At 44.5% G+C, this 18,948-nt stretch carries 17 protein-coding genes and 2 pseudogenes; 10 read left to right on the forward strand and 9 right to left on the reverse strand.

The window, feature by feature from the left end; translation table 11 throughout:
- The first annotated feature begins 2 nt into the window (after window positions 1–2).
- The 5 genes and pseudogenes from AC6I8Y_RS08150 (at window position 3) to uspE (ending at window position 5,191) form a co-directional block, all read left to right on the forward strand.
- Window positions 3–2,372, forward strand: coding sequence for a heavy metal translocating P-type ATPase (locus tag AC6I8Y_RS08150; RefSeq protein ID WP_498021387.1), 2,370 nt, complete (start codon window positions 3–5; stop codon window positions 2,370–2,372).
- 1 nt (window position 2,373) lies between these two features.
- Complete coding sequence (gene ccoS, locus AC6I8Y_RS08155; RefSeq protein WP_234496016.1) at window positions 2,374–2,577, forward strand: cbb3-type cytochrome oxidase assembly protein CcoS; 204 nt, start codon at window positions 2,374–2,376, stop codon at window positions 2,575–2,577.
- A complete protein-coding gene (locus AC6I8Y_RS08160; RefSeq protein WP_234496015.1) occupies window positions 2,567–3,241 on the forward strand; it encodes a sulfite exporter TauE/SafE family protein in 675 nt (224 codons plus the stop codon). The genes ccoS and AC6I8Y_RS08160 overlap by 11 nt, the downstream gene beginning before the upstream one ends.
- A 91-nt stretch (window positions 3,242–3,332) precedes the next feature.
- Entirely contained in the window at window positions 3,333–4,079 is a 747-nt protein-coding gene (gene fnr / locus AC6I8Y_RS08165; RefSeq protein WP_042472995.1) for a fumarate/nitrate reduction transcriptional regulator Fnr, read from the forward strand.
- A 166-nt stretch (window positions 4,080–4,245) separates the two neighbouring features.
- Window positions 4,246–5,191: pseudogene (uspE, locus tag AC6I8Y_RS08170) on the forward strand (universal stress protein UspE).
- 205 nt (window positions 5,192–5,396) lie between these two features.
- On the opposite strand, the gene ttcA reads toward uspE, so the two are convergent.
- From ttcA to AC6I8Y_RS08190, 4 genes and pseudogenes are all read right to left on the reverse strand, one after another.
- Entirely contained in the window at window positions 5,397–6,290 is an 894-nt protein-coding gene (ttcA, locus tag AC6I8Y_RS08175) for a tRNA 2-thiocytidine(32) synthetase TtcA (protein ID WP_498021388.1), read from the reverse strand.
- 167 nt (window positions 6,291–6,457) lie between these two features.
- Window positions 6,458–7,114, reverse strand: coding sequence for a DUF2987 domain-containing protein (locus AC6I8Y_RS08180; protein ID WP_498021389.1), 657 nt, complete (start codon window positions 7,112–7,114; stop codon window positions 6,458–6,460).
- Window positions 7,115–7,135: 21 nt separating this feature from the next.
- Window positions 7,136–7,930 (reverse strand): glucosaminidase domain-containing protein, encoded by a 795-nt coding sequence (locus AC6I8Y_RS08185; protein ID WP_498021390.1) that lies wholly within the window; start codon window positions 7,928–7,930, stop codon window positions 7,136–7,138.
- Window positions 7,923–8,770, reverse strand: a pseudogene (locus tag AC6I8Y_RS08190) (hypothetical protein). Before AC6I8Y_RS08190 ends, AC6I8Y_RS08185 begins: the two are co-directional and overlap by 8 nt.
- 275 nt (window positions 8,771–9,045) lie before the next feature.
- Here AC6I8Y_RS08190 and potA point away from each other — a divergent pair.
- The 5 genes from potA to AC6I8Y_RS08215 all read left to right on the forward strand — a co-directional run bounded on the left by potA (window position 9,046) and on the right by AC6I8Y_RS08215 (window position 14,234).
- Window positions 9,046–10,215, forward strand: coding sequence for a spermidine/putrescine ABC transporter ATP-binding protein PotA (gene potA, locus AC6I8Y_RS08195; protein ID WP_234496011.1), 1,170 nt, complete (start codon window positions 9,046–9,048; stop codon window positions 10,213–10,215).
- Complete coding sequence (gene potB / locus AC6I8Y_RS08200) at window positions 10,199–11,056, forward strand: spermidine/putrescine ABC transporter permease PotB (RefSeq protein WP_042472986.1); 858 nt, start codon at window positions 10,199–10,201, stop codon at window positions 11,054–11,056. Before potA ends, potB begins: the two co-directional genes overlap by 17 nt.
- Window positions 11,056–11,826, forward strand: a complete 771-nt coding sequence (gene potC, locus AC6I8Y_RS08205; protein ID WP_498021392.1) for a spermidine/putrescine ABC transporter permease PotC — start codon at window positions 11,056–11,058, stop codon at window positions 11,824–11,826. Before potB ends, potC begins: the two co-directional genes overlap by 1 nt.
- A 95-nt stretch (window positions 11,827–11,921) precedes the next feature.
- On the forward strand, window positions 11,922–12,956 hold the full coding sequence (locus tag AC6I8Y_RS08210; protein ID WP_234496010.1) for an extracellular solute-binding protein: 1,035 nt from the start codon (window positions 11,922–11,924) through the stop codon (window positions 12,954–12,956).
- A gap of 240 nt (window positions 12,957–13,196) precedes the next feature.
- Window positions 13,197–14,234, forward strand: coding sequence for an extracellular solute-binding protein (locus AC6I8Y_RS08215; protein WP_234496009.1), 1,038 nt, complete (start codon window positions 13,197–13,199; stop codon window positions 14,232–14,234).
- 76 nt (window positions 14,235–14,310) lie between these two features.
- On the opposite strand, the gene cobB is transcribed toward AC6I8Y_RS08215, so the two are convergent.
- The 5 genes from cobB to fdh3B all read right to left on the reverse strand — a co-directional run bounded on the left by cobB (window position 14,311) and on the right by fdh3B (window position 18,938).
- Window positions 14,311–15,045 (reverse strand): Sir2 family NAD+-dependent deacetylase, encoded by a 735-nt coding sequence (cobB, locus tag AC6I8Y_RS08220; RefSeq protein ID WP_234496008.1) that lies wholly within the window; start codon window positions 15,043–15,045, stop codon window positions 14,311–14,313.
- A gap of 175 nt (window positions 15,046–15,220) precedes the next feature.
- Window positions 15,221–16,441, reverse strand: coding sequence for an ammonium transporter (locus AC6I8Y_RS08225; protein WP_234496007.1), 1,221 nt, complete (start codon window positions 16,439–16,441; stop codon window positions 15,221–15,223).
- Window positions 16,442–16,794: 353 nt separating this feature from the next.
- Window positions 16,795–17,226, reverse strand: coding sequence for a hypothetical protein (locus AC6I8Y_RS08230; protein ID WP_234496006.1), 432 nt, complete (start codon window positions 17,224–17,226; stop codon window positions 16,795–16,797).
- Between the two features lie 15 nt (window positions 17,227–17,241).
- Window positions 17,242–18,318, reverse strand: a complete 1,077-nt coding sequence (locus tag AC6I8Y_RS08235; RefSeq protein WP_252014483.1) for a formate dehydrogenase subunit gamma — start codon at window positions 18,316–18,318, stop codon at window positions 17,242–17,244.
- Between the two features lie 11 nt (window positions 18,319–18,329).
- Window positions 18,330–18,938, reverse strand: coding sequence for a formate dehydrogenase FDH3 subunit beta (gene fdh3B / locus AC6I8Y_RS08240; RefSeq protein ID WP_042501521.1), 609 nt, complete (start codon window positions 18,936–18,938; stop codon window positions 18,330–18,332).
- Window positions 18,939–18,948: the final 10 nt, after the last annotated feature.

An 18,948-nucleotide genomic window follows, 5' to 3' on the forward strand; every position in this document is an offset into this window, starting at 1 on the left:
TTATGTGTAAGACGTGTTATCACTGCGGTGAAGATGTACCAGCCAACACGAACTTCAGCGTAGATATCTTAGGAGAGCAGCGGGACATGTGTTGTCCTGGCTGCGAAAGCGTGGCTCAAACCATCGTTGATAGCGGCCTAGTGTCCTACTATCAATATCGAACGGCACCTGCCGAGAAAGCAGATCTCGTTCCAGAACAATTACGGTCATTAATTCATTACGACAACGAGGACGTACAAGCCGAGTTTGTGAGGAACCACGAGGACACAAAAGAAGTGACGCTGTCACTGGAGGGCGTTTCTTGTGCGGCCTGTGCTTGGTTGATTGAAAAACGAATGACAGTAGAGCCGGGTGTTGTCTCTATACGCGTAAACACCACGACTAATCGGGCTTTGCTTCAGTGGGATAAAACCAAGACGCAACTTAGCCAACTCCTCTCTTCTATTCACGCCCTTGGCTATAAAGCCGCACCTTTCGAGGCAGATAAGCAAGAAGCGGCTTATCATGCAACTATGAAGCAATATCTATATCGATTAGGTATTGCGGGCCTTGCAACCATGCAGGTCATGATGCTTGCCGTTGCCCTGTACCTTGAAGTATTCGGTGATTTAGAGCCTGAATTCAAAAACTACTTCCGTTGGGTAAGTTTGATCTTTGCTACGCCGGTTCTTTTGTATTCTGCGCTACCCTTCTACATCAATGCTTGGCGCAGTATTAAAGGCCGTACGCTTGGGATGGATGTCCCCGTCTCCATTGCGTTGATCCTCGCTTACGTCGCTAGCCTTGTTGCGACGGTGGCAGAAAAAGGCGAAGTGTTCTTTGAATCGATTTCTATGTTCACCTTTTTCTTATTGGTTGGACGTTATTTGGAAATGCGTGCTCGCCGTAAAGCTGCGGCGGCAAGTGGGAACTTATTAAAGCTTATTCCCGCTATCGCCAATAAACTTAATGGCGACCAAGTTCCGGTAAAATCTCTACAGATTGGTGATCAGATTAAAGTCCTACCCGGAGAACATATTCCAGCAGACGGCGTTGTGCTTAATGGTCGTATTCATATTGATGAATCTATGCTTACGGGTGAGTCGTTACCTGTCGTAAAAAACAAAGACGACTTTGTTTATGCAGGTACGCTCAATGGAGACGAAGCATTTGATTTAGAGGTGCGTTCGACTAAAGCAGATTCGATGATCTCCAGCATCGTTCGCTTGCAAGATGAAGCTCAGCTCAGTAAGCCTAAAATCGCTGAGATCGCGGACATTGTTGCCCGCTACTTCGTTGCCATTATTCTAATCATAGCGGCCGGCACCTGGTTCTTCTGGCATCAAAGCAAACCAGATGATGCATTCTGGATAATGCTATCTGTATTGGTCGCGACGTGCCCTTGTGCCTTATCTCTTGCGACCCCTACCGCAATTACGTGTTCGAGCTCGAGAATGGGCACCTTAGGGATCTTGTCGCGACGCGGTCATGTCTTCGAAACGCTGTGTAAAGTAAATCATTTGGTAGTCGATAAAACCGGTACATTGACGCATGGTGATATTGAGATTGCTAAAACGACTGTTCTAGGTGAGTTTGAAGAAAGTCAGTTACTGAAAATTGCCGCCTCCATTGAGAGCCATGCAAACCACCCTATTGCGCGTGCATTCAAACCTTATCTAGACCGAAATGTAGAAGTCAGCGATGTCGAGAATGTTATCGGCTCAGGTCTTAAAGGAATGGTGGATTCTGACTCTGTGAAGATAGGTAATGCGCTTTTTGTATTAGGCAGAGAAGATGACGCTCGAAACAGTGTTTATATGTCAATAAATAACACACACGTTGCAACCTTCGAGTATCGCGATCCCATTCGTAAAGAAGCGGCAGACTTTATCAACAAAATGCGTGCAGCTGGCGTTAAGACAACGCTATTAACCGGCGACACGTTAGCAAATGCCAAGCCTGTAGCTGATAGTGTTGGTATTGATAACGTAGTTGCTAGCGCTTCTCCGAGCGACAAGCTTGATTATTTGAAGTCTTTGGATAGCTCAGACGTAACAATGATGATTGGTGATGGCATTAACGATGCGCCTACTTTAGCCGGGGCTCACCTCTCTATTGCGATGGGTGGTGGTACGGACGTAGCAAAAGCGTCTGCCGATTTGGTACTGCTAGGCGACCGACTCGATAAGATTTTGACAGCCCGCGAACTTGCTTTAAGAACTCGCAAGATTATTCGAGAGAACCTCGCATGGTCTTTAGGGTATAATCTTCTCATTCTACCGCTCGCGGTTGCCGGCCTGGTTGCACCTTACATTGCCGTAGTCGGCATGTCTGGTAGTTCAATTATCGTGGTGTCAAACTCGCTACGCTTGCTAAAAGAAGAAGGTAAGTAACGTGGAAAGTATCTATATCCTCATCCCCATTGCTATTGTACTAGTGTGCGTAGCGGTCGCGATCTTCTTGTGGGCAGTGAAAAGCGAGCAGTTTGAAGATTTAGAACGCCAGGGTCACAACATCTTGTTTGATGAAGAGACTGAGGCTACGCATCAACAGCGTAAGAAAGAGAAGACCAAAGAAGGAAACGAGAGTGAATCTTGACCTCCTCGGTGCATTTACTGTCGGCCTTCTCGGTGCTGGTCATTGTATGGGGATGTGTGGTGGTATAGCTTCGCTACTTTCCATAGGACAATCGAATAAAACCCCTGCTGCACTTATTGTGAATTACAACCTTGGCCGTTTGCTAAGTTATGCATTCATAGGTAGTGTGGTAGGTGGAACGATTGCAGGGATTGCATCGCTTTCTCAGTTTAATCATGCACTTGCATTTGTTCGTATCATCGCCGCATTCTTTATGGTGCTGCTCGCATTTTATGTCGGACGATGGTGGAACGGTTTGCTCATGGTTGAAAAACTGGGACAGTCGCTATGGAAGCGAGTCTCACCTATTGCGAACAAACTACTTCCTCTAAAACATAGTGCCTACGCGATACCGTTTGGTTTTCTGTGGGGCTGGCTGCCTTGCGGCCTTGTATACTCGGTTTTAACTTGGGCCGCGGTGTCGGGAAGCGCGTTCGGTGGAGCTGCCACAATGCTGGCGTTTGGCTTGGGTACCCTACCCGCGATGCTGCTTGTTGGAACAAGCGCTACAAAATTAAAATCCCTGCAAAATTCACTCATTTTTCGCAACATCGCTGCTGTTTCGATACTTGTTTATGGCATATATACAGGTTACGAATCAGTGATGATTTTTAGCGCAAACTAATAGATGATTGTTTTATCATTGATTTTTTAGCTACCCTTTGGGGGTAATGAATGATAAAATCTTGATGTACATCAAATAGTGAAAGGTTGTTATGATTTCTGAAAAGCCTGTAGCAAAACGTATTCAGTCTGGTGGTTGTGCCATTCATTGCCAAGATTGTAGTATCAGTCAGCTTTGCATCCCCTTTACTCTCAACGAATCTGAACTTGATCAACTCGATCAGATCATTGAGCGTAAGAAACCAATTCAAAAAGGTCAGGAGCTATTTAAAGCTGGTGATGAACTAAAATCTTTGTACGCCATTCGCTCAGGGACAATTAAGAGTTACACAATCACAGAGCAAGGTGATGAGCAGATTACTGCATTCCACCTGGCAGGTGATTTAGTGGGCTTCGACGCAATTACTGGTGATGAGCACCCTAGCTTCGCTCAAGCGCTTGAGACATCGATGGTATGTGAAATCCCTTACGAGATTTTAGACGACCTATCTGGAAAAATGCCAAAGCTTCGCCAACAGATCATGCGTCTGATGTCGAATGAGATTAAGGGTGACCAAGAAATGATTCTGCTTCTTTCTAAGAAGAATGCAGAAGAACGTTTAGCGGCATTCCTATACAACCTTTCAACGCGTTTCTCTCAGCGCGGTTTCAGCCCAAGAGAGTTCCGCTTAACGATGACACGTGGTGATATCGGTAACTATCTAGGTTTAACGGTTGAAACTATCAGCCGCCTACTGGGTCGCTTCCAAAAGTCAGAAGTGCTGAGTGTAAAAGGTAAATACATCACTATCATTGATCATGATGCTTTGATGGAAATGGCTGGCGTTTCTAAAGAATAGATACGTTATTCATTTCAAACTCATAATCCTTTCCTAAGTGGCTCTATAATGAGCCACTTCAAATTTCTCCCTCCCTGTTTTCGAATTTTTCTAAAAAGATTCAAAGATTCATAGATTTGCGCTAAAGTTATCTATAGGTAATAGCCCATATAGGTAGGGAGTATCTATGAGCATCTACAGTAAAATCCTCGTCGTTGCGAACCTTAATAGCGATGAGCAACCTGCCCTTGCTCGTGCGGTTCAACTTGCTAAGAAGAGTAAATCTAGGAGCCACATTTCTTTCTTCTTATCTATCTACGACTTTTCCTATGACATGACCTCTATGTTGTCTCATGAAGAGCGTGACGCAATGAGACGTGGCGTAATTCACCAGCGGGAAGAGTGGATGAGGAACGTGGCGAAGCCATTCCTCGATGACAGTTTCGATCTTGATGTCAAAGTTGTTTGGCACAATCGTCCTTATGTGGCGATTGTTGAAGAGGTGTTTGAGGGTCAAAAAAGATATCGTGATCAAAGCGACACGCAAGCACGATATTTTGGAGTCGGTTATCTTCACCCCAACAGATTGGCACTTACTTCGTAAATGTCCAGTGCCCGTCCTTCTAGTTAAAAATGCAGACTGGCCAGAGAAAGCAAACATTGTTGCCTCTGTGCATGTCGGTTCCGAAAACCCAACACACATTGATCTCAATGACTGCATGGTCAAACAGCTTGATAGTTTAACCGAGCGTTTGGGAGCGACTGGCTATTTGGTCAATGCCTACCCTGTTACCCCTGCAAACATCACTATTGAGCTTCCTGAATTTGACCCAGCGACCTATACAGATGCTGTTAGAGGACACCATTTAACGGCGATGAAAGCACTGCGTCAAAAACACGGTTATTCAGAAGAGCAAACCATTGTTGAGCAGGGTCTGCCCGAAGACATCATCCCAGATGTCGCCCGACAACTCGACGCGGGTATGGTGATCCTTGGGACGACTGGACGAACTGGCTTATCCGCAGTATTCATTGGTAATACAGCAGAGCATGTAATCGATAAAATTAACTGTGATGTAATGGCACTTAAGCCAGACGGTTATATTAGCCCGCTCGACCCAAGTGAAGCCTGATAGGATTCACTGAGCTCCATAACTCCGTCACCCCACTGGCCGCAGGGATCTACTTAACGCACGCACCAAGCCTCAAGTAGATTCCTGCCTGCGCAGGAATGACACGAGAATCCGGCAAGCCACGGTAAACTAAGCTTAAGTGCTGTGTTACCTGCATAAAAAATCGCCCCTCAATGAGGGGCGTTTTCGTCAATCTAGCTGTGCACTAAACGTTAGTCACATCAATAAACATAGACTCATCGATGTTTGTCGAAGAAACCGTCGCCTCACTAAACTCATACTCTTCACGTGAGCCTTCACGATCCAATGGAAGGTTCACGAAATCGAACAGTTCACGGTCAGCCAATTGGCTTGGGCTCACGTTTTGAATAGATTTAAAGATAGCTTCAACACGCCCTGGCGTCTTCTTATCCCAATCGATCAGCATCGCTTTAATTGACTGACGCTGCAGGTTCTCTTGAGAACCACATAGGTTACATGGAATGATTGGGAATTCTTTGTGCTCTCCGTATTTAATCAGATCTTTTTCACGGCAGTACGTAAGCGGGCGAATGACCACGTTACGACCATCATCTGAACGAAGTTTCGGTGGCATCGCTTTTAGGCGAGAGCCGTGGAACATGTTTAGGAACATGGTTTCGACAATATCATCTAGGTGATGACCAAGGGCAATTTTTGTAGCGCCAATCTTCTCAGCAAAAGAATAAAGCGTACCACGACGAAGTCGCGAACAGAGGCCGCACGTCGTTTTACCTTCTGGAATTTTCTCTTTGACCACTGAGTAGGTGTCCTTGTCTACGATGTAGTAAGGAATGTTCAGAGTTTCGAAATAGTCTGGCAGAATGTGCTCTGGGAAACCTGGTTGTTTTTGGTCAAGGTTTACGGCAACTACATCAAACTTGATCGGTGCTGCTTTTTGAAGGTTCAATAGGATATCGAGCATCGCGAACGAATCTTTACCACCACTGATACACGCCATCACCACATCATTTTCTTCAATCATGTTGTAGTCGATAATTGCGTTGCCAACATTTCTTCTAAGACGCTTCTGAAGCTTGTTGAACTCTAGGGTTTCTTTTCTTGTATCTGTCTGATTCATCACGTGCTCTCACATTGCCGACAAAGTCGACGATAGGATTTCCTACTGGGAATTATCTGGGGCGTGGATTATACGAGCTTTTTGAAAAAGATTAAATGGTTGTTTGACCCCTTTAGGTTGGGAGTCAAACAATATGAGATAGGTGTATGATGAGATAAGCGTATGGTTTACTCAGCGCCAGGTAGATAAGGAAGGATTCGAATCGTTTCTCCTGGTAGGGTCATATAACCGCCCTCTCCTATGTCGCTAAGGCGAACTTGAGCTTTACCATTTTGTAATGCTACAGAGCCACCATTTGAAAACGAAACCTTACCCTCTATATTAGGCGCAAACTCTAAAGTAATACCTTCGACATCCGGAGTGAACCAGCTAGCGAACATGCCACCTAAGTCTTCTAGCATAACTTGCATTTGGGGTAACAGTGTTTCAACTTCGCCATACGACACCTCGCCAGACATAGGTTCGGTGGTCATGACTACCATTGAAAAATCACAGCGAAGGTCTTCAGGAGTATGAACAAACACTAACGGATTCGCAGATTTAAGGTTGTTATCTAATGGCACAACAAGTTCGTTGATTGGACTTGGTGGCAATTCTTCATAATGCTCCTCTTTCTCCATCCAAGCTTTTTCGATAGGACAAAGGTTTTTTGAGTCGGCATCAACGAAGAAGAAGGCCACTTTGACATCTTCATGACCTTCTTTGGCGTTGTTCTTCATTTGAGAATACAACTTTGAATAGGTGAACATATACTCTTGAGCTAGAGTCGGAATCGCAAAGGTTGATGCGGCCAGTCCTAAAAGGGCTAATTTTACTACTTTCATATTGTGCTTATGCTTTGATTATTATTGTGTTGTCCAGAATCGCTCATTATGTCGAATCATCGCTTGTAGATCTTTGACATATGCCTCACCTCGCTCTGAATATCGAAGTAATCCATTCGTTAACTCTAATGCAGCTTTCTCCGAGGTCGGATCTGCTCCTTTCTCACGAATAGATGCGCGTATGTCTCTAAGTTCTTGATACGCTCTATTACGATTAACATTCATAAAATAGCCGTGAATAGACCCTTGTGGAGAGCTAAATTTGGCAACTTCGTGTGTCATGCCTTCTGTACGTTGAAGTGGTACCAGCCCGCAACCTTTGGTGTAACACCACTGACCAAAGTAGTTATTTGCTTCTTTCGCGAATCGCGATGTTCCCCATGCAGACTCGTTAGCTGCTTGAGTCAACACAAGTGCTTCAGGAAGAACATCAACGCGCGCTAGAATTGCGTCTAGCCACTCATAATCAACGTTTGTAGGTTCTAGATTATATAGCTTACCTAGTCGCTTCGCTGTCGCCTCTTGTTCGCTCGTCAAAGCTTGTTCATCCAGGGCGTTTTTAATGGCAAGCAAACGTCTTCTTTCTTTTTCAATTCGTGCATTTTCAATGGCAATGCCAGGACGTAGATAATTAAAAAAGGTCTCTTTTTTCACGTTCACGTCTGTGATGCTTGCGATATCGGGTTTATCTTCGGTGATCGCGGGTAGCGATATCACCTCGTCATCAGCATCGTCAGAGTGTTTTTCGTAGAAGAATAAAAAAGCGCTCCCCGTGAGGAGAGCGGCTAGAGACAGAAACTTATGCGACTTACGCATCAAATACCTCTGGGTTTTTGTTTGGCTTGTCGTCATTACTTGGTGGCGTTGGGTCGTTATCATCCCCATCTTGGTCGCTAGAGCCATTGTCTTCGGTAGCAACGATTTTCAACGTAATGCCAAACATTTCACGATATAGGATACCTTTGACGTGGAAGAAGAATGGCAAAACGAAAATCAAACCGATTCCGTAGAACATAGCACCGACGATAAACATGAGTACGAGGAGTAGATAAATACCCGAAAGCACGAAAATCTTCTTATTTACTGCGCGAAGCGATAGCAACAAAGATTGCAGCGGTGGCACTTTCTTCTCACAGATAAGCAGAATAGACTGACTGAACGCCAAAAGAAAGGTACATCGACAAGAATGGTAAAATCATGCTAACGATGCCTTGCAACATAAGGCTAAATAGAGTCGCGATGATCACGGGAACCGTATACTGAAGCCCTTTCGCGATATGTCTTGGTTTGGTCGTAAGGCCAGCGGCATGGCTCATCGCCATTAAAGAGATACCGGCATAAACCGGAGCGCTGACAACTTCATAGCTGAAGTTCGCGACGAAAATAGCTTGAAAAATACCCTCGTTAAGCAAGCTTGGGTCTTGGAACCCTTGCAATATTACGGAAGGGTCACCAAGTTGCAGCTTGAGAGCGATATAAAAAATACCAAGCTGTACAACAATCAGAGCTACAATCGCAGGTGAGAAAGATAAAAAATGCTTCATCGTTTGTTGCCATGCTTCGAAACACAGCACCCGCTTTGAGTTCGTATTTCCCTGAAATGGCGCGCTCTATTGTCCCACCTAAATTGAAGTCTCTTTCAAAGTCTTTATTCATAAGTTTTCCAAGTTACACGTTTTGCTAACGTGTGTTCTTCGTTGAAAAGGCTGCGACATTATAGCGGTAACGAGATTGTTTTATCACTGTTATCACCTTGCTTTCTAGTCTTTTTGGGTGATAATTAACCAATTGATAAGGCAAAACATTCAACTCGTTACACTATAAACCTAGTATGGTAAATAATGTTTAGTTTTACCTGCAAAAATTTTTCTGTTTCGAGATAAGAAAATGCTTTGATTTCACTCAATTGGTGATTATGATGCGCGCCTTAAATGTGTATAGCAACTGGCCGCTATATTTTTGGCCAAGGTGGAGAAAAACAGACGTTGAACGCTAAACATTCAGAAGGAACACCAGTCGTACAGCTAGCTGGTGTGAGTAAAAGTTTCGATGGTAAGGAAATCATCGCAAATCTTAACTTAAACGTTAATCATGGTGAGTTTCTCACTATATTGGGTCCTTCAGGTTGCGGAAAAACCACAGTACTTAGAATGATCGCCGGTTTCGAAACCGTCGACAGTGGAAGACTCAACCTCGACGGTCAAGATGTAACGGAAGTCCCTGCTGAACAGAGACACGTCAACACAGTTTTCCAGAGCTATGCCCTATTCCCTCATATGACCGTTTTCGAAAACGTGGCATTTGGTTTGCGTATGCAAAAAGTACCAAATGCAGAAATAGAACCACGTGTTCTGGAAGCGTTGAAGATGGTTCGCCTAGAGAAAATGGCTCAACGTAAACCGCACCAACTTTCGGGCGGTCAACAACAGCGTATCGCTATCGCTCGTGCAGTTGTTAATAAACCAAAGGTTCTGCTTTTGGACGAATCACTGTCTGCGCTGGACTACAAACTCCGTAAGCAGATGCAGATCGAGCTCAAGCAGTTACAAAGACAGCTAGGCATCACCTTTATCTTCGTAACGCACGATCAAGAAGAAGCTTTGTCCATGTCTGACCGTATCATCGTCATGCGTGATGGTGTTATTGAGCAAGATGGTTCTCCTCGTGAGATCTACGAAGAGCCTAAAAACTTGTTTGTTGCTCGCTTCATTGGCGAAATTAACGTGTTTAACGCGACTGCGATCGACCGTATCGATGACAAACGTATCAATGCAGAAATCGAAGGTCAGAAGAGTATTGTTTACTACGATAAAGCCTTTGAGTCTGGCGAGAAACTACAAGTTCTACTTCGCCCAGAAGACTTGCGTATCGAAGAGATCAAAGAGTCTGAAAATAAAGGTATCGTTGGTCACGTGGCAGAGCGCACTTATAAAGGCATGACTTTGGACTCTGTTGTGGAACTTGAGTCTGGCATGCGTGTTATGGTCAGCGAATTCTTCAATGAAGATGATCCAGATGTAGACCACTCGCTAGGTCAAAAAGTAGCCGTAACTTGGGTTGAAAGCTGGGAAGTGGTGCTAAAAGATGAGCAAGAAATTTAATCTACAGAACGCCATCATTACGCTGATTGTCGGTTGGCTAGTACTGTTTGTGCTAATTCCTAACGTGATGATCATCGGCACTAGCTTCCTAACTCGAGATGAAGCTAACTTAATTGAGATGACGTTTACACTCGAGAACTATGCGCGTTTACTCGACCCTCTTTATGCGAAAGTGTTGTTCCACTCGTTCTATATGGCGATCGTGGCGACGCTTATCTGCTTGGTAGTTGGTTACCCATTCGCGTATATCGTGGCAAAAATGCCTGAAAAGTGGCGACCATTTATGCTGTTCTTGGTTATTGTGCCATTTTGGACCAACTCTTTAATCCGCACCTACGGATTAAAGATTGTTCTGGGTACACAAGGCATCCTAAATAAGAGCTTATTAGCACTCGATATTATCGATAAGCCACTGCGTATCATGTACACAGAAACAGCGGTTATGATCGGTTTGGTCTATATTCTGTTGCCATTTATGATCCTTCCGCTTTATTCAGCGATTGAGAAACTCGATGGCACGTATATCGAAGCTGCTAGGGATCTAGGAGCGAACAAATGGCAAACATTGACTCGAGTCATTCTGCCATTGACCATGCCTGGAATCATCGGTGGCTGTTTGTTAGTGCTACTACCTGCACTTGGAATGTTCTACATTGCTGACCTATTGGGCGGCGCGAAGAACCTTCTCATTGGTAACGTGATTAAGAGTCAAATACTCAATGCTCGAGATTGGCCGTTCGGTGCTGCGACAAGTATCGCGCTTACGGCAGCGATGGCTGTCATGCTGTACGCCTACTACCGAGCAGGCAAGCTCTTAAACCGTAAAGTGGAGCTCGAATAATGGGTCGCGCTGTAAGATTTAGTTTTATGACGGTAGTGTACGCGTTCTTGTATCTACCAATCATTGTTTTGATTGCTAACTCCTTTAATGCCAACAAATTTGGTATGAAATGGGGCGGATTTACAACCAAGTGGTACGACGCACTCGTTAACAACGACAGTTTGATGCAAGCTGCATGGCATTCTCTCAACGTGGCGGTTTTCTCGGCCACCGCGGCGACAATTATTGGTAGTTTGACGGCAGTTGCCCTATTCCGCTATCAGTTTAAAGGCAAAGGAGCGGTCAGTGGTTTGCTGTTCATCGTGATGATGTCACCAGATATCGTGATGGCAATTTCACTGCTCGCGATTTTCTTGGTACTTGGTGCTCAGCTTGGCTTCTTTAGTTTGCTAATTGCCCACATCACTTTCTGTCTACCTTTCGTGGTAGTCACAGTATATAGCCGCTTGAAAGGCTTTGATGTGAAGATGCTTGAGGCAGCAAAAGACTTGGGCGCAGGTGAATGGACGATCTTGAAACAGATTATCCTGCCACTAGCAAAACCCGCTGTAGCAGCAGGTTGGTTGCTTTCGTTTACGCTATCTCTAGACGATGTCATTGTGAGCTCTTTCGTAACCGGGCCTACTTATGAAATCCTTCCATTGAAGATTTATTCGATGGTTAAGGTCGGCATTTCGCCAGAAGTGAATGCATTGGCTACACTTATGTTGATTGTATCTTTGGTACTTGTGGTTGCATCACAGCTAGTTGCCAGAGAAAAAGTGAAATAATCCGCTATTTTACCGACTGGAGCAGAATGGCGTTGTCATTCTGCTCTTTTTATATCTATGCCATAACGGCAGCGTTTGTTTTGGAGCTAACGTCAATGAAAAAATGGGCTACTTTTTTAGCTGGTAGTGCATGTGCACTTTCTCTTCTCTCTGGAGCAGTTAGTGCGGAAGAAGATAAAGAACTCGTGTTCATGAACTGGGGACCTTACATCAACAGTAATCTCCTTGAGCAGTTCACCAAAGAGACCGGTATCAAGGTTATCTACTCTACTTATGAGTCGAACGAAACCTTGTATGCAAAGCTAAAGACTCACAATAAAGGTTATGACCTTGTTGTGCCGTCAACTTACTTTGTCGCAAAGATGCGTGATGAAGGCATGCTTCAGAAAATTGATAAATCAAAACTATCAAACTTCAGCAATCTAGACCCAAACTACTTGGATAAGCCTTACGATCCAAACAATGACTACTCTATTCCACACGTTGTTGCTATTACAGGTCTCGCTGTCAATACCGATATGTATGACCCAGACGAGTTCACAAGCTGGGCTGATCTATGGAAGCCTGAGCTAGAAGGTCAATTGATGATGATGGACGATACTCGAGAAGTATTCCATATCGCACTTCGCAAACTTGGCTACTCTGGTAATACGACGGACAAAGCTCAAATTGATGAAGCATACGCCGAGCTTCAAAAACTTATGCCAAACGTGTTAGTTTTCAATTCTGACAACCCAGGTGCACCTTATATGTCTGGTGAAGTTGGTCTAGGTATGCTTTGGAACGGCTCAGCTGCAGCAGCGCAAAACGAGGGCTTGCCAATTAAACTTGTCTTCCCTAAAGAAGGTGGTATTGGTTGGGTAGACAACTTTGCTATTAGCTCTGGTGCAAAAAACGTTGATGCGGCGCACAAGATGATTGATTTCTTACTGCGCCCGGAAATTGCTGAACAAATTTCTCGTGACACGGGTTATTTAACTGCGGTTAAAGAATCGAATGAGAAGTTTAAAGACAGCCCAGCTTTGTTCCCGTCACAAGAAGATCTAGACCGCGTGGAGTGGCAAGATGCTGTAGGCGATAGTACAGTTATCTACGAAGATTATTTCTTGAAGCTAAAAGCAGGTCAGTAACTCGTTTTATTGATATTTTTAAAGGTGGCAATTGCCACCTTTTTTTATGGCTGTCACCCTATATCATTCTAAACGTTTAATTTTTGTAAATTCCTACATAGAGTATTTAATCAATGACTGATATAATGTTGTGATGCACATCAAATAATGGTGGCGTGCAAAGTAGTGTGAGAAACCCTACGTTCTCATATTGTCATGTCTCTAAGAGACTCTTTGTTTACCAATACAAACGGAAAAGTAATGAAAAGCAAATTGTATGCAGGCGCACTTTGTGCGGCGACTCTCTTCACTACCCCGGCGTTTGCAGCCAACGAAGAACTTTACTTCTACAACTGGTCTGAATACATTCCTAACGAAGTACTAGAAGACTTTACCAAAGAAACTGGTATTAAAGTCATCTACTCCACTTACGAATCGAACGAGAGCATGTATGCGAAACTTAAGACGCAAGGCTCTGGTTACGACTTAGTGGTACCTTCTACGTACTTTGTCTCTAAAATGCGTAAAGAAGGTATGCTTCAAGAAATCGACAAAGAGAAGCTATCACACTACCAAGATTTGGATCCTAACTATCTAGACAAACCTTTTGATCCAGACAATAAATATTCAATCCCATACATCTGGGGTGCGACGGGCATCGGTATTAATACTGACATGCTCGACCGTTCAGCAGTTAGCTCTTGGGGCGACCTCTGGGACCCGCAATGGGAAGGTCAGTTGATGATGATGGACGACTCTCGTGAAGTATTCCATATCGCATTGACGAAGCTGGGTTACTCTCCAAACACAACTAATCCTGAAGAAATCAAAGCCGCTTATGAAGAGCTGAGAAAACTAGTACCTAACGTTCTAGTATTTAACTCAGATTTCCCTGCTAACCCTTACCTCGCTGGTGAAGTGTCACTTGGTATGCTTTGGAATGGCTCTGCGTACATGGCTCGTCAGGAAGGCGCTTCAATTGATATCGTATGGCCTGAGAAAGGTGCGATCTTCTGGATGGACAGCCTAGCGATTCCTTCTGGTGCTAAGAACATTGAAGCGGCACACAAGATGATTGACTTTCTACTTCGCCCAGAAAACGCTGCAAAGATTGCTTTAGAGATTGGTTACCCAACTCCTGTTAAATCCGCATATCCATTACTACCGAAAGAGTTTGCTGAAGATCCTAACGTCTTCCCTCCTCAAGAAGTCATGGATTCAGGCACATGGCAAGATGAAGTTGGCGAGGCAGGTACGCTTTATGAAGAGTACTTCCAAAAGCTAAAAGTAGATAACTAATCCAACTACTGTTTCATACACAAATAAGCCCTCCAGTGGAGGGCTTATTTTTTTGTCAATCGATGAAATTTATAGGTTATACCGCGTGGTCTTGTGTTTGCAGAGCGAGTATTTCCTTAACTAGCTTTGGCACTTCAAGACTCGCTTTGCCATATCGTTTTTCTTCAAATTCACTTTCTACTGCACTCGGTTCTAGGTTAATTTCTATGGTATGAGCACCATGCATTTTGGCATCATGAACAAATCCGGCTGCTGGATATACAACACCCGACGTACCGATAGAAATAAACAGATCTGCTTGCTCAATGGCAGCGTAGATATCGCCCATGCGTAAAGGCATTTCACCGAACCAAACAATATGAGGGCGCATTTGCGAAGGGATTTGGCAACAATGGCAAAGATCACCCGTCATAATGTCGTCTTTCATTTCTACAACCTGCCCAGACTCTTCACAGCGTGCTTTAAGCAGTTCGCCGTGCATGTGGATGATGTTTTCACTACCACCTCTCTCATGCAAGTTATCGATATTTTGAGTGATAACAGTGACACTCCCCTCTAGTTCTTTCTCTAATTGACCTAGGGCGATATGTGCTGCATTGGGCAAGATGTTTTCTTGCTGCAGTTTTCGGCGACGTTGATTGTAAAAGTGTTGCACCAGATCAGGATCACGAACAAAACCCTCTGGCGTAGCGACATCTTCAATCCTGTGGTTTTCCCAAAGACCATCCTGAGCGCGGAATGTTTGAATGCCTGATTCCGCAGAGATACCAGCACCAGTCAAAACAACGACATTTTTGTAGGGAAACTTCATAGACCTTCCTTGTGCTAACTTATTATTGTTATCACAAGAGTAACACGTAACGAATAACATCAATAGTTTTGGGGATTAGACGATAGTCTAATTGGGAAGAAGTTTCGGTTCTTCAATAGGTTAATAGGTAAAAGGAACAAGAGCTAACGAACTCATCGCTAGCTCTTGTAATCAATCAGTCTTCGTTTGTTGAAGAGATTTTATGAATTGCTAAATCAGCACCTTTGAACTCATCTTCTTCTGATAGGCGCAATCCTGTTAGCTTATCGAGAATGCCGTATACAAGACCCGCACCAATAACCGCTACTGAGATGCCCGCAATTGTGCCCACAATTTGAGACATAAGGCTAACACCACCTAAACCGCCCAATGCCTGTTGACCAAAGATACCTGCGGCAATACCACCCCAAGCACCACACAAACCGTGTAAAGGCCAAACACCTAACACGTCATCAATCTTGGTTTTGTTTTGAAGATAGGTAAATACCCAAACAAACAATGCACCTGCAACACCGCCGGTAATTAGAGCTCCAATTGGATGCATGAGATCAGAGCCCGCACATACCGCAACTAGGCCAGCCAATGGTCCATTGTGAATAAACCCTGGGTCATTACGACCAACGACGAGAGAAGCAAGAATACCGCCTACCATCGCCATCAGCGAGTTCATGGCAACTAAACCACTAATACCTTCTAACGTTTGGGCTGACATGACATTAAAACCAAACCAACCTACACTCAGAATCCACGCACCTAGAGCTAAGAATGGAATATTCGAAGGAGCAAAGTTAGTGTGTTTACCGGCACGAATGCGCCCTTTTCTCATACCAAGAAAGACAACCGCCACTAATGCAATCCAGCCACCCACACCGTGAACAACGATTGAGCCGGCAAAGTCGTGGAAGCCCGCACCAAATGTCGATTCTAACCAACCTTGGAACCCGAAGTTACCGTTCCAAATCATACCCTCAAATAATGGATAAACTAATCCAACGGTGAAAAACGTTGCAAGAAGAATGGGATAAAATCGAGCGCGTTCTGCAATACCACCAGAGACAATAGCTGGTATAGCCGCTGCAAAGGTAAGCAAGAAGAAGAATTTAACGAGTTCGTAGCCATTTCCTTGAGAAAGCGTTTCTGCGTCTGCGAAGAAGGTGCCTCCGTAAGCGACCCAATATCCGATAAAGAAATAAGCGATAGCGGACACGCCGAAATCAGCTAATATTTTAACCAAAGCGTTTACTTGGTTTTTATGCCTGACAGTCCCCACTTCAAGAAATGCAAAACCAGCGTGCATTAAGAACACCATAATGGCGCCCAGCAATAAGAAAAGCGTATCTGAGCTTTGAGTTAGTGTTTGTACGGCACCGTGTACGTGCTCTACCGAGGGGGTCATGTGTCGATCACTCCTTTATCGATGATTGAATGTGCGCACCAAAATCGTGCTACATCATTTTGCGATACACCATTTTGGTGAATGCGTTTTTATCTGAACGACTGATAGAGCAAAGAACGTTCCAATTTATTTATTGAGAGAAGAATTAGTCTATTTTATTGATTAATAATGCTTTTATTTTAAGTCGCTATTTGTAAGTAAAGTCAAGCCAGCCCAGAAATGCACCATATAAGTGAAGTCGCACCAAATTGGTGTGCACCACTATGTTGCAAAAATGTAACCATGTGTAATTAAAACAATAAAAAAGGGTTTGCAGAAACACTGCAAACCCTTTTGGTCGATCTTCAAACGGATTAAGGAAGCTGTTGAATTGGCTTCGCGTCTTTACCAAATGTCATCGGGATGTCTTGCTTAAGCTTACTCATACCGGCAAACATTCGAATGATCCAGACTACAATCGCTACTGATGCGAACAACATCCCCACGTACGGGATAAAGTTAGCAATCTGATCTATCCAAGTCGCCTGATACCAGTAGTGCGTTACGCCTTTTAGTAGTCCGTTAGAAGTCGCTACTGTTACGATTAAAACGACAAAGAAAGTTAGATTCAGGAAGAAGGTCCTAATCAACCCGTAGTAGTGCGAATTGACTACGTCACTATCTTCGCCTTTATCAAGGCGATAGCCCGCATAGACGATAGCAATCACGCCTGAAATCAGTAGAGTGAAAGGCGTAAAGAGGCTGAGAATATATGCTATCCAAATACCTTTGTGTTGTTCTTGCATATCCTAATACTCTCCTTAAGTCAGGTCGCTACGTGTTTTGGCGTCAACACTGGGTTGGGCTTTCTCTTCCTTAGGCTTAGGGTTGTCTAACTCGTGTTTGACTTCCTCATACCATAAGTCATGATGCTCTTTAGCCCAAGTCTCATCAACCTCACCCGTTACCATACCTTCAAGCGCCCCTTCCATACCGAATAGACCGATATAAATGTGGAAGATAAAGCCACAAATAAGGATCAGCGCGGCGAGCATGTGGATTAGGTTTGACCATTCCATATCTCGACGGGTCTGACCAAAGATAGGGAAATCAAGAATCAACCCACTCGCTGCAACAACAGCGCCAACAATGATCAACATCCAGAACAGTACTTTTTCCCCGGCATTGGAGAAGCCCGCAGACGGGTGACTGCCTTTGTGTTTCCCAGCCATGCCACCAAGCTTCATAAACCACTGTACATCCACTTTGGTGAAAATAGATTTACTCCACCATTTGATTAATAGTGCAACTAGCAGTACGAGGAACATAGGTCCCATGTAGTTGTGGTATTGTTTCGCTAGGTATACGGTCCAGCCCCATAGGTCAGTTGGGACATAAGGTTTCATAAAGTGCTTACCATAAACCAGCATAAGACCACTAAATGCAAGCGTCAGAAATACAAACGCCATACTCCAGTGAAGCGCTCGGTCCATTCGACTCCATCTTTGCAGTTTACGTCCCGTTCTAGCACCTGACAATTTCATCGGGCCACCGATGAAATACGCCAGCATAACGAGGGTAATGCTACCAAAAATGGCAACTGCTCCCGCAGGCGACATCCACTTCTCTTTTAAGATGTACCACGTCTCACCCGGAGTACTAATCAACACACCGTGTTCAGGAGAAGCGGAGGTCGTTGTACCCTCTACTCCTTCCTTTACCATGCGCCAATAGTCCGCTCCAGCGAGCTGTGTCATCTCACCTTGAACAACTTTATTGCTCTTGCTTTCTTCAGCGTGAACACCAAACGACATCACTAGAACCACTGCTGCCAATAGCGGCAGCAGTAATTGGAAGATAGAGCCAAGCAAACCTTGTTGTTTAGACAAAATAGCCATTGCTCTCTCCATTAGCTTTTCGTTGCGTCATACGCTAGGTCATTACCATCTGTCCAGCCGGCATCTTTAGCACCACGTTCCACAACGCGTTGGCGGAATATATCCGACACTTTCGCTGCATCACCTGCTAGAAGAGCCTTGGTTGAGCAAAGCTCGGCACACATCGGCAATTTACCTTCTGCAATACGATTCGCACCGTATTTAGCACGCTCTTCTTCTGAATTGTCTTCAGTTTCAGGGCCGCCAGCACAGAAAGTACATTTGTCCATTTTGCCGCGCTCACCAAATGCTGCCTGTTTCGGGAACTGAGGAGCTCCAAACGGACACGCAAATAAGCAGTAACCACAACCGATACAAAGATCTTTGTTGTGAAGCACAATGCCATCCTCCGTGCGCTCGAAACAGTCTGCTGGACATACTGCCATACAAGGTGCATCGGTACAGTGCATACAAGCCACGGAGATCGAGTTCTCACCCGGAAGACCGTCGTTTAACGTGACGACGCGACGGCGTTGGATACCCCATTGCAGCGCATCGTCATTTTCATTTTTACATGCAGTCACACAGCCGTTACATTCAATACAACGCTTGGTGTCACATAGGAATTTCATATTAGCCATTAGGTGACTC

The organism is Vibrio sp. KUL78 (genome assembly GCF_059725505.1).